Genomic DNA, 12,140 nt, shown 5'->3' with positions numbered 1-12,140 from the left:
TTTTCAACCTCCTACAGTTTGATTTCCGGTACGTCCACCCATTTGCGTTCTTCCCAGGCCTGCAGGCCGAGGTCAGACAGCTGGGTGCCTTTCGCGCCTTCAAGAAGATCCCACGGGAACGGCTCGCCGGTGTGTACGTGCTTCAGAAACATTTCCCACTGTACTTTAAAACCGTTGTCAAAAACCTGATTGTCAGGTACTTCCTGCCACTGGTCTTCAAAATCAAAAGGATTTTCGATATCCGGATTCCATACCGGTTTCGGTGTATTGACCCGGTGCTGCGTTTTGCATTCACGCAGTCCCGCCACGGCACTTCCTTCGGTGCCGTCAACCTGGATGGTCAGGAGGTCATCGCGGTTGACACGTACCGCCCAGGACGAGTTCGCCTGGACGATAACCCCGTTGTCGAGTTCAAACGTCCCGTACGCTGCATCGTCGGCTGTAGCTTTATACCGCTTGCCGTTCTCATCCACCCGCTCAGAAATGTGGGTCGCACCGATGCAGGAGAGCGACTGGACGTTACCGAACAGGTTATCGATTACATATCTCCAGTGGGCGAACATGTCGACGATAATGCCGCCGCCTTCTTCTTTTTTGTAGTTCCAGGACGGACGCTGTCCTTCCTGCCAATCTCCTTCAAATACCCAGTAGCCGAATTCCATGCGTACGGAGAGCATTTCTCCGAAGAAACCGGCATCAATGAGACGCTTGAGTTTCATGAGACCCGGCAGAAACAGTTTGTCCTGCACGACACCGTTTTTCACGCCGGCTTCTTTGGCGAGCCGCGCCAGTTCAATGGATTCTTCCACAGAAGTGGCTGTCGGTTTTTCGCAGTAAATGTGTTTACCGGCTGCGATGGCCTGCTTGATGCCTTCTGCGCGGCGGACCGTTGTCTGGGAATCAAAATAGATCTGGTTGTAGGAATCTTCAAGTGCCGCATCAAGATCCGTTGTCCAGCGGTCAATATTGTGGTCTTCGGCAAGCACCTGCAGTTTTTTCTCATTGCGTCCGACAAGAACCGGGTCCGGCATGAGATATTCTCCATCTCCAAGTGCTACGCCGCCTTGTTCCCGTATTGCCTTGATGGAACGGATCAAATGCTGATTCGTGCCCATCCGGCCTGTTACACCATTCATGATAATGCCGATTTTCTGTACAGCCATCGAGAATCCCCTCTTTTCTATTCAATGTACCTATATCTTATAAAAACGCATACATTATGTCTTATTAGTTAGGGAACCGCCGTCTCAAAATCGGAACAAAAAAAGAAGACACGAAGAAGCGCTCAGTCTTCTCCGTGTCCTGGTTCGTGGTGAGAGGTACGGTATTGGTTTGGGGGGATACCGACATATTTTTTAAACACTCTGTAAAATGTCGACACGGATTCAAAGCCGACTTCAAAACAGATGGAAGCAATGTCATTGTCGGTTTCAAGCAGCATGTCCTTGACGAGTTCGAGCCTGACTTCCGTCAGATACTGCATCGGTGTTCTGCCGTAGTATTCCTTGAATATGCTGTGCACGTACCGCGTACTCATTCCCATTTTTTTCGAAAGATCTTCCGACGCGGTGATTTCGTAATAATGGGTATTGATGTAATTCCGGAGCCATTCAACCCGCAGCTTGTTCGTATCGGCGATCTGATTCGACTGGTACGAGCGTTTCATGACAAACAGAAGCTCTGCCAGAAAAGTCTTCATTGCCAGCATACGCAGGTTATCCCCGTGAGACTGCTCATACAGCATTTTGCGGAGCAGCTGCCGGAGTTCACTGCTGTCAAACAGGCTCATCTTAAGTACATCAGACGTTTCGAATACAAGCGGCAGCAGTTCGGTGCGTACTTCTTCACTTAAAAACGATTCGTTAAATTCCAGCACGAGAACAGTCATTTTTGATGAGGAAAGAATCGAATGATTCGTGTACGGCGCGATGAGCACCACGTTGTCCGATTCCAGCGTATGATCTTTATGATTCAGCGTGCACCGCCCGGTTCCATCCAGTACATAGAGTATCTGATGCGTTGTATGGTGGTGGGTCTGCACCAGATCTTTTTCCTTATGTTTGCTTTCATAAAGTTTAACTTCACGTACCTGTTGTTCTCCTGACTTTTTTGTCATGCCAAGGTTCCCTCCCCCCATCCGGAGCGTCGTTTACTTATAGTATACTACAGCTGTAAATGGTTTGAATACAAAACCAAAAAGCCGCTGCCTCCGGTCAGAACCAGGTGGCAGCGGCAGGGGGAATATTACATTGCAGATACTTTCTCAAGCAGCGGATGATGCACGTCCTGTTCTGTGTAATAGGCAAGCGTCTGTTTTTTTCCGTTTTTTTGTATGTTCTGCTGCAGTTCCACAGATTCCGGGTCTTCCTTCACGTCAAACTCCAGGCACGCGGCGATGACACCGGCAAGCGCATCCGGCGTAATATCGCGCTCCATCAGCTCGAGCGCCGGACGGACGAGTCTGTCGCTTGGGCCGAGCTTTCGGACCGGACCCCTCCCGACGCGTTCAACAGAGTCTGAAATATGTGGATTACGGAAACGGGCTGTGATTTTGGAACGATACCTCTCCATCTCTTCGGCGGAAAATCCATGCTTTAGTTCGAGCAGGGTGCTTGTCTCCTGCAGCACGTTGTCCAGTTTTTCTGCGACCGCTGGATTTTCTGCTGCTTCCTTGATGGTACTGATGCCTGCGGCGAATCCATGGTAGGCAAGCGCGGCGTGACCGGTGTTAACGGTGAACAGCTTCCGCTCCATATACGGAGTAAGGTCGTCCACGAAGGTAACAGAAGGAATATCCGGGGGACCGCCTTTTAATGCAGGGGTTTCGACCACCCACTCAAAAAACGGCTCCACCGTAACGTCCAGTTCATTTTCAGCCGGCTGCTGCGGCACAATGCGGTCGACTGCGGCGTTTGCGAATCCGGTGAAGGAAGCTATCTGCTCCTGCTCTTCGGCCGTAACGTTCTCGAAAATATAGTATTTCAACTGGTCTGTAGCGCCTGCCATGTTTTCGCAGGCGATAACATTAACCGGAGCGGCTCCGGCATCCAGCCGTTTCCGGAGGCCGGCGGCCATTGCCGGAGCTATGCCTTTCAGCACATTCGGTCCAACGGCGGTTGTGATGAGATCCGCCTCGGCGATACGCGTAAGCAGTTCTTCCTCTTCCTCTGCGCTGTGCACCGCGTCGACCTCATCCACCTGCACGACCTGCTGCTCTTCTCCGGCCAGTTCCACCTTGTACTGCTGCTCTGCTTTCAGTTTCTGAATCAACTCGTCGTTAATATCGGCAAAACAAAGATCCCATCCTGCTTCATACAGCAGCTGTCCGATGAATCCCCGGCCGATATTACCGGCTCCAATCTGCAGAGCTTTCATTTAATTCACCTCATTCAGCTGTGCCAGGAGAGATGCTTTATCCGGTGCCTGCAACATCTTTGTGATGTTTTCCTCTTCGGAGCAGATAAGCGCAATTTTCTGCAGAATTTCGAGGTGCTCGTTTTCTTTTCCGGCTATGCCGATCAGCACTTTCACCGTGCTCCCGCCGAAGTCCACCCCTTCGGGAACCTGCACGACAGATAGACCGGATTCTTTAATAAGAGACTTCGCTTCCTCGGTACCGTGCGGAATAGCCACGTAGTTCCCCATGTAGGTCGATGTCATTTCTTCGCGCTCCAGCATGGCATCAATATAAGCTTCTTCCACATAGCCCTGCTCCACCAGAATACGCCCTGTTTCGCGGATGGCTTCTTCTTTCCCTTTTAAGGATGCGTTTATTTCAATGTTTTCTTCCTGCAGAATTGGTTTTGCCATGATACTCCACTCCTATCATATTATAGTTTTTCTTTTAACCACGTACGGAACGCCTGTCCCATGTGGCTTTTTATTTTGTCTTCATCGGCGGAAGCGAATAAATCAAGCGTCTTCTTCCCTGCCACGAGCTGTTCACTTACCGCACTCAACACCTCGTATGTTTCCGGTTTGTCTCCAGCCGGGGCAAGCAGAATCAACAGATGCTCCACGTCTGTTTTTGTTCCGTCCATCGCCTTCAGGGAGACCGGCCGGATGAGCGGCTGGATATGAAAACACGGGGCATGTACCGCTTCGGTTCTGGCATGAAAAAGAGCGAGGTTCGTTTGGGGAACCGCCGTCCCGCCTTTTTGGTATCTATTCCAGAGTGCATCAGCGGCCGTTTCGCTGTCCTGCAGCGTTCCTTCCTGTTGTACACCCGCTTCGGCCTTTGTCAGTATCTGATAGATATCACCGCCTTCGACCGGCGGCAGCACCTTGAATGTTTCCATCACTTGTACAATCAGCTCGGTATACACCTGTATCCGGCGCAGTTCCTCTGACACGTCACCGGATTGTCCGGTCAGATCTTCAGGTTCGGTTCCATGCTGACTGTCTGTCCGGGTGCTGCTTGATTCGAAGGGCGGAAGCTTTCTGATGAACAGCTTCACTTTTTCAATATCTTTTTTTGTCAGAAACGGATTGACGACAATATACGGAAACACATCGTCATGCAGCTCCATCGTGGAAATCACGATATCATAACCGGCTCCCTGGTGTTCTTCAAGATCCATCATAGAGATATTTTTCAGACTTTCGATTTCCGGTATTTCTTTCCGCAGCCTTGTCATCAGCATTTTGGAGGATCCGATACCGCTGGAGCAGACGACGAGCGCATTCACTCTGCCGTCGTTCTGCAGTTTCTCAAGCGCTGAACCAAAATGCAGCGTGAGATACCCCACTTCGGATTCCGGCAGTGTCCGGTCCAGCGATTCCTCCACTGCTTCTGTCACAAGAAGAAACAAGTCTTTATAATCCGATTTGATCTGGTTAAGCAGCGGATTGTAAATACGCATGTTTTCGCTGATCCGGTACAGCGCGGGATCAAGATGGGCCACGAGCCCCTGGTACAAGGAATCATCTTCTTTCAGCGGCTGTCCGGTTGCGCTTTGCATATAATCCATCAACGCTTTGGCATAGACCGCTGCCGACAGATGATCAAGATCCGGAAGGTAATCCTGGTCCTCCCTGATTTTCGCCCCGCGCAGGTGCATCGTAATATAGCCGATTTCCGCTTTTGGGATGGAGAGCCGAAATACTTTTTCGAGCTTTTCAATGAGCAGTACGGCGGTATCATATTCTTTCGTATCCTCGAGCGTTTTGAGATAGGAATCATTGATTTCTATCTTTTCGCCCTGCGAAATTCTCTCGATCGCCAGCGTCAGATGAACGACCAGCCCGACATAGGCACTGTCGGCAAAATGGTATGGAAGCTCATCTTTCATATCTGCCAGTATTTTCTCCACGGTCAGCCATTTATCCTGCTCGACCAGCCCGAGAAGTCTCTGTGATATCTCTCCGGACTCCGGGGATCCGTTTTTACTCTTAATATTTTCCCTCATGAGACGAAATAAATCATTCTCACCGAAATTTTCTGCGAGCAGGCTGCTCATTGCGGCCCGCTTTGCTGATTCCGATCCGCTTACTGTAACGCCGTAGCCCCGTCTTCTCGTTAACGATAAATCGGTTGTTTCAAACCATGTCTCCAACTGATCCAAATCATAACTAATGGTTGCACTTGTTACTTTGAGCTCACGGGCGAGAGTTTGAAGTTTCAGCGGCTCCACACTCTCGAGCAGGCGGCAGAGAATCAGCGTGCGCCTTTCTTCTGCGGTGTACTCGACGACCGAAGGCTGGAGCAGCGACAGCTCCAGCTCTTGTTTATCTTCGCGGGTTCCTTCGATTTTCACGCCTTTACCGGCGGATTTTATCAAGTTCAGGTTATAACGACGGAGGGTTTTACCCAGTCCCTTCAGATCCCGGTGGACGGTTCTGGAACTGACCTCCAGCTCTGCTGCGGCGTCTGCCACCGGAATCTCTTTGTCCTGATGCAGCAGGTACCGGATCAGTTCCCGTTCCCGGGCAGTCATATAATCGACAGCCAAGGGCATACCCCCTTTTTAACCATCCTATCATTGTTCCTGATCTGACTTCCAGCGCTCGACCAGCTCATCGTATTTCGGACTTCCGAGGAAATTATCCACCGAAACATGTTCGGCATCAGGACGTTTGCCTCTGGCCCGGTCGGTCAGGTCTTTGTGGGTAATGATAACATCCGCATCATCTGGAATCTGATTGATTGCAGAGTTGGTCACTTCCATATCAAGACCTGCTTTTTTCACTTTGTCTTTCATGACGGAAGCTCCCATCGCACTTGATCCCATGCCGGCATCACAGGCAAAGATCACTTTGTTGATATCTTTTCCGGAAAGCTCTTCTGATTCGCTGCTTTCCTGATTTTCGGCTCCTTCTTCTTTCAAGCCGGACGTAACGTTGCTTTCTTTCCCTTTCATTTCTTCCATTTTCGACGCAGCGGATCCAAGATCTTCTTCGTCAGAACGGCCCGCCTTCAAAATGATAGCGGAAATGATAAAGGAAACCGCAGCAGCAACGAGAACACCAAGTACCATGAACACATACTTATTCGGCGGTGTCATAGCAAAGTAGGCAAGAATACTTCCCGGCGACGCTGCGGCACGAAGTCCGACGTCAAACAGAACAAACGTGAAAACACCACTCATGCCGCCTGCGATGACCGCAAGAAGCAGCTGCGGCTTCATGAGGATATACGGGAAGTAAATTTCGTGGATACCTCCCACAAACTGAATCAATGCTGCACCCGGTGCTGAACTTCTCGAAGCTCCCCGGCCGAACACCGTGTAAGCAAGCAGGACACCAAGACCTGGTCCCGGGTTACTTTCCAGCATAAACAGGACCGACGTACCCGTTTCGTTTGATTCCTGCAGTCCAAGCGGTGTGAGTATACCGTGGTTAATGGCATTATTTAAGAACAGTACTTTCGCCGGTTCAATCAGAATACTGGCAAGCGGGAGCAGTCCGGCGTTCATAATGGCTTCCACGCCTGCAGCAAGAGCACTGCTGAAGGCTCCCATAACAGGACCTACAGCATAAAGGCCAAGAACAGCGAGCGCACCGCCGAAGATACCGGCGGAGAAGTTGTTGACGAGCATTTCAAAACCCTGGCGGATTTTTCCGTCAATGGCATCGTCAAATGTCTTCATGATCCACCCGGCCAGCGGTCCCATAATCATGGCACCGAGAAACATCGGGTCTTCCGCTCCTACAATGACACCCATCACTGCGATCGCACCAACGACACCGCCCCGGGTATCGTGTATCATCTTACCGCCGGTGTAGGCAATCAACAACGGCAGCAGATAATTAATCATCGGATCGACGAGCGAAGCCAGGTTTTCATTTGGGAAGAAGCCGTCTGATATAAACAGCGCGGTGATAATCCCCCAGGCAATAAAAGCACCGATGTTCGGCATAATCATGCTGCTCAAAAAACTTCCGAACTTCTGCACCTTCGCCCGGATCGCTCCCCCGGACTTCTGGTTTTCTTCTGCACTCACATAAACCCCTCCTTATAATAAATCATGACAATATCTAAGATGAATAGCGTATAGTCTCATCATATAGGCTTAATGGCAGTGATATCAATAAAATGAAAGATGGAATAAGGCAACATGTATGTTGACATCATTTAAAAAGCGGAGGCGCTTCACGGCACCTCCGCTTTTGTGATTATATCCCGGATAGGATATCGATGACGGCCTCTTTCGTTCCGGCCTGCTTGAGTTCGCTGCGAAATGTTTCGTCCATCATTTTTTTCGACAGCTGCTGCAGTATTTTCAGGTGTTCATCCCCGGCGCTTTCTTCAGGAACGGCAATTAAAAAGACAACTTCGGCCGGCTGACCGTCCATGCTTGCCCATTCAATGCCGGCAGGAGACTTCCCAACCGCTATAGCAGCCTCCTTGACGCCACTTGATTTGGCATGGGGGATGGCAAATCCGAATCCAATACCGGTGCTTCCTTCATTCTCCCGTGCGTGCACGTCACGCAGAAACTGTTGTTTATCACTCAGCACCTTTTCCGGCAGTAATCCCGCCATTTCCTCAAGCGCTCCTTCTTTACCCGTGTTCTCAAGCGATGTATCTACGGATTCTTTGTGTAATAGTGCTTCGATGTCCATCTCAGGATCCCTCCACAGTTGGTTTTTTCAGGATATTCGCAAGAACAGCTGTTACAATCGTACCGACGATAATGGCAAGGAAGAACATGAGAACATTGTCTATTGCACCAAACACCGCGACAATCGGTCCGCCGTGCGGCACGTGGTCGGCAACGCCTCCCATCATGGCAATGGCACCGGCGGTCATTCCTCCAGCCATAATACTCGGGATGACACGGAATGGATCGGCTGCAGCAAGCGGGATGGCCCCTTCTGTTATACCGACAAGTCCCATCGCTACAGCGGCCTTGCCGGCTTCCTGTTCATCATTTTTGAATTTCCTTTTAAACATAAGAGAAGCCAGACCCATGCCGAGAGGAGGCGTACAGATTGCTGCAGCAATAGCTCCCATCACTTCAGGCTGCCCCTGGGTGATAAGGGCGGCACCAAACAGGAAAGCCACTTTATTGAAAGGTCCTCCCATATCAAAACTGATCATAGCACCCAGTATGATACCAAGTAATATCCGGCTTCCGCCTTCCATTCCTTCCAGCCCGTTTGTCAGTGCTTCCATCAAACCGGCAATCGGTGCTCCCAGAACATAAATGAAAATCAGACCAACGGCAAGCGATGCCAAAATGGGAATAATGAGAATCGGCATGATCGGCTGAATGATTTCCGGTACTTTCACTTCCTTAATCCATTTCGCAATATACCCCGCAAGAAACCCGGCAAGTATACCTCCGATAAAGCCGGCACCTGCTTCACTTCCGTAAAAACTTCCGTCGTTTGCGATAAAGCCGCCGATCATACCAGGTGCAAGACCCGGACGGTCTGCAATACTCATCGCAATAAATCCTGCCAGAATCGGTACCATCAGGCTGAATGCTGTACTTCCCATTTGATTAATGGAACTCCAGAAAGAGTCCTCCGGAATCGCAAGGCCGTCTGCGGACGGTTCTCCGCCCAGGCTGAGAGAAATGGCAATTAACAAGCCGCCTACTACAACAAAAGGAATCATGTAGGAGACCCCGTTCATCAAATGCCGGTATACCGGATTCTGCTTTTTCTTCTTTTTTGACTTCTCTTCATCTATTTTTTCTTTTGCTTTTTCTTTGCCTGACTGCTGACCGTATACTTCCACATCTCCGGTTTCAAATCTGGCGAGCAGTTCTCCTGCATTGTTAATAGCTTCCGAAGAATCCGTTTCAAGCACCGGTTTCCCTTGAAAACGTGATTTTTCAACCGATTTATCCGCTGCTATCACGACACCGTCCGCCTGTTCAATATCTTCTTCTGTCAGCTCATTTTCAACCCCTATAGATCCTTGCGTTTCCACTTTGATGTCCATGCCTTTTTCCTGCGCAGCTTTGTTCAGGCCTTCTGCTGCCATATACGTATGGGCAATACCGTTGGGGCATGATGTAATACCGACTAGTTTCATCACGAACTCTCCTCTCTCTGTCTCAGCGTTGCAGTGAATTCCTCATACGTTGCCGCTTTTTTTAAAGCGGCGGTTAGATCTTCATTCCCGGATAGGTGAAAAAGTTCTTTAAAAAGAGCTTCCGCCTCACCCGGGGAATGGTAATCAACAGAAATAAAAAATAAGATCGAAACAGCCTGACCTCCCCAGTTAACAGGCTTTTTTAACAGCGCTGCAGCTATGACCGAATGAATAATATCTTCCTTGTGTCCGTGCGGGATGGCTATCTGGGAGGAGATAGCAGTACTTCCAAGTGTTTCGCGTTCCAGTGCATGCTCTTTCAGGGAGGAACGTGCATACCCCTGTTCAACCAAGGCATCTGCGAGTTGTTCAATCGCATCGTTTCTGGAAACAGCCTCCATACCGGAGAAAAACAGCGAAGCACTGCCGTATTTAATCAGAGCGGGCATTGTCTCTTCTTTTGTATTCATCCAACGGATCAGTGCTTTCTGATCTTCTCTGGAAAAGACCGGAGAGACCTGAAACACGTGCTCATCGTCAATCGCTACTGTGGAAAGTATCAAGTCCGGATGCATCCACTCCTTTTTTCTTTTCCACTCATGGACCGCAGAGACCTCCGTCTCCCGCGTTCCGGGGAATAGATTATTGAATTTTTCTTTTATCAGATAGGCGGTTCCCATGCCGCTTTCACAGACGATGAGTACTTTCCGGATTGGTTCATTCATCTGCCGGTGTCTCTCTATAGCCGATTGAAGATGAATCGCAAGAAATCCTGCTTCATCTTCCGGAACATCTTTCAAAAGTGGATCCTCCACGTTCTGCAGCCAATAATTCACCCAATCAAATGACGATTCATACTCTTCTTTTATTTCCTGAAGAATTGGATTTTCCACACGCAGGCCATACCGAAGACGGTGCAGTGTCGTTTGAAAATGAAGAATCAGTGCACTTTTAAAATCATCGTCACGAGCCATATCCTCTGAAAAGTCAGCAGCAACCGCTTCTATAAATGTCTCCATCATTGCTGTTGCTTTATTGTCAAAAAGATTCCAGCAGCCCTTATCATTTGTTTCCGGAGTACTCATTCTCTCGCGCTTGCTGCCAAGCAGATGCAGGGCAAAATAATCTGCCTCCTGTGAGGGAATCCGAATCTGCAGAAGGTCGGCAAGGCGGTAGACAAAGTGACAGGCCGTTTGATACTCAGGATGACGGTACAACGAATCGTCCGCTTTTCGTTCATCTTCTTCAATAACATTCCCCAGTCTCAGGCGTTGTATAAATATTAGCGTATGATACAGTAGATTATTACGAGCCCGGTCTGTCAGAGGGAATTGAAGGTGCTGTTCCATTTGTTTAAATTCCTGAAAAACCAACTGAAAATCGTAATCCGAGTTATGACTTTTCTTCTCTTCTATAGAGACGTCTTTCATCATCTGCCTTAGTTGCCACTCCTCCCCCAGGAGACGGAAGCCCTTTTGTTTCCTGCGTTCCAGCTCCAGACCATAACGCTTAAGCCATGTTTCCAATTCACCCAATAGCTGAACTGCTTTGGAGCGGCTTACAAAATAACGATCCATCACATCCTGCATATGAATGTAAGACGCCTTGGAAGCGAATTCGAAAAGAAGGTCTCTTAACGTTTTATCAAGCGTATCCGGATGCGGACGCAATGCCATTTTTATAATCTGAGCTGTTTTGATGGATGTCTGCAGTTGAATCCCTTCACTTGGTTTTCTGGTGATTTCTGCATCAAGTTCCAAATCATCGATAAACTCCGCGATCCGGTCCACATCATTACGGACCGTGCGGGATGTAACCTGAAAACCCCTCCCGAGTTCCTGGGATGCATGAAACCCTTCATAATGAAGCAGATAAAGCAATAACCGGACCTGCCGTGCATTCAGCTGTTCCACCTTTTCACCTCCCTCCTTTTTTGAAATCCCTTACACTTTTATTGTATAGCAAATACCGGCACAGAACGTTTTCATCTTGTTCCACAATTTGCGGAAAACGCTTGAAAGCGCCGATGTGTGTGGTGGTTCATCAAAGAAACAGAACCATATGTTCTTCATCCCAGTAGCTTCCCTGCCATTTAAGAGCCCTGGATTCGGTACCAAACGTCTGAAATCCAACCGACTCGTAAAAAGATTTCGCCTGCTTATTCGAAGAAACAACCGCCAGTTGAAGCTGTTCCACGTCCCAAAGGCGTGCCTGCTCCAGGAGAGCGTTCATCAGTTTGGAACCCGCTCCTCTCCCGCGAAAAGACGTGGTAATGTACATCCCCTCCAGATCTGCTTTATGCTCCATTTTCTGCAGTGTGTTTTTTAAAAGCATAGCTGTGCCGACCAAAGTGTCGTCTTCAAACACGCCAATCGTCACCGCGTGTCTCCACAACAAGCGTTCCTGCACAATTCCCATAAAATCGCCATCTACTGCTTCTTCTTCGTGTGTTACCGCAAAAGCCTCCGGAGAAGCAAGCAGTGCTTCTTCACGGAGCGCAGCGCAAGCGTCGGCATCTTCCACGCTCAATCTTCTCGTTTGTATCATATCCATCGTTCCTTTCGGTTATTTTTCTCCATCCTTTTTCCTAAAAACAGAAGGACAACTATGTTCTTTATCGCGTAAGTGCTATGATAGAGGTTGGAATGATATC

Annotated in this window: 10 protein-coding genes; all 10 read right to left on the bottom strand. The window is 49.1% G+C overall.

Annotation, left to right across the window (positions count from 1 at the left end; translation table 11 throughout):
- Positions 1 to 11: 11 nt before the first annotated feature.
- Positions 12 to 1,163 (bottom strand): Gfo/Idh/MocA family protein, encoded by a 1,152-nt coding sequence (locus BM058_RS00640; protein ID WP_090925106.1) that lies wholly within the window; start codon positions 1,161 to 1,163, stop codon positions 12 to 14.
- Positions 1,164 to 1,285: 122 nt separating this feature from the next.
- A complete protein-coding gene (locus BM058_RS00635) occupies positions 1,286 to 2,116 on the bottom strand; it encodes an AraC family transcriptional regulator (RefSeq protein WP_090925105.1) in 831 nt (276 codons plus the stop codon).
- A 128-nt stretch (positions 2,117 to 2,244) separates the two neighbouring features.
- Positions 2,245 to 3,375: a mannitol-1-phosphate 5-dehydrogenase gene (locus BM058_RS00630; RefSeq protein ID WP_090925104.1), complete on the bottom strand. Its 1,131-nt coding sequence runs from the start codon at positions 3,373 to 3,375 to the stop codon at positions 2,245 to 2,247.
- A complete protein-coding gene (locus BM058_RS00625; RefSeq protein ID WP_090925103.1) occupies positions 3,376 to 3,810 on the bottom strand; it encodes a PTS sugar transporter subunit IIA in 435 nt (144 codons plus the stop codon).
- A 20-nt stretch (positions 3,811 to 3,830) separates the two neighbouring features.
- Positions 3,831 to 5,951 carry a BglG family transcription antiterminator gene (locus BM058_RS00620; RefSeq protein WP_177195370.1) on the bottom strand — a complete coding sequence of 707 codons (2,121 nt, stop codon included), beginning with the start codon at positions 5,949 to 5,951 and terminating at the stop codon, positions 3,831 to 3,833.
- A 27-nt stretch (positions 5,952 to 5,978) separates the two neighbouring features.
- The gene (locus BM058_RS00615) at positions 5,979 to 7,364 is read right to left on the bottom strand and encodes a PTS mannitol transporter subunit IICB (protein WP_090925271.1); all 1,386 of its coding nucleotides are present in this window, start codon (positions 7,362 to 7,364) and stop codon (positions 5,979 to 5,981) included.
- A 250-nt stretch (positions 7,365 to 7,614) separates the two neighbouring features.
- Positions 7,615 to 8,064, bottom strand: a complete 450-nt coding sequence (locus tag BM058_RS00610) for a PTS sugar transporter subunit IIA (protein WP_090925101.1) — start codon at positions 8,062 to 8,064, stop codon at positions 7,615 to 7,617.
- Between the two features lies 1 nt (position 8,065).
- Positions 8,066 to 9,487 carry a PTS fructose transporter subunit IIC gene (locus BM058_RS00605; RefSeq protein ID WP_090925100.1) on the bottom strand — a complete coding sequence of 474 codons (1,422 nt, stop codon included), beginning with the start codon at positions 9,485 to 9,487 and terminating at the stop codon, positions 8,066 to 8,068.
- Entirely contained in the window at positions 9,487 to 11,400 is a 1,914-nt protein-coding gene (locus BM058_RS00600; RefSeq protein WP_090925099.1) for a BglG family transcription antiterminator, read from the bottom strand. The genes BM058_RS00605 and BM058_RS00600 overlap by 1 nt, the downstream gene beginning before the upstream one ends.
- 130 nt (positions 11,401 to 11,530) lie before the next feature.
- Positions 11,531 to 12,034 (bottom strand): GNAT family N-acetyltransferase, encoded by a 504-nt coding sequence (locus BM058_RS00595; RefSeq protein ID WP_177195369.1) that lies wholly within the window; start codon positions 12,032 to 12,034, stop codon positions 11,531 to 11,533.
- Between the last annotated feature and the right edge of the window lie 106 nt (positions 12,035 to 12,140).

Origin of the sequence: Salibacterium qingdaonense (genome assembly GCF_900114715.1) — a bacterium.
GTDB lineage: Bacteria > Bacillota > Bacilli > Bacillales > Marinococcaceae > Salibacterium > Salibacterium qingdaonense.
The sequence above is the reverse complement of the archived record's forward strand: the minus strand, read 5'-3'. Positions and strand labels throughout refer to the sequence as shown.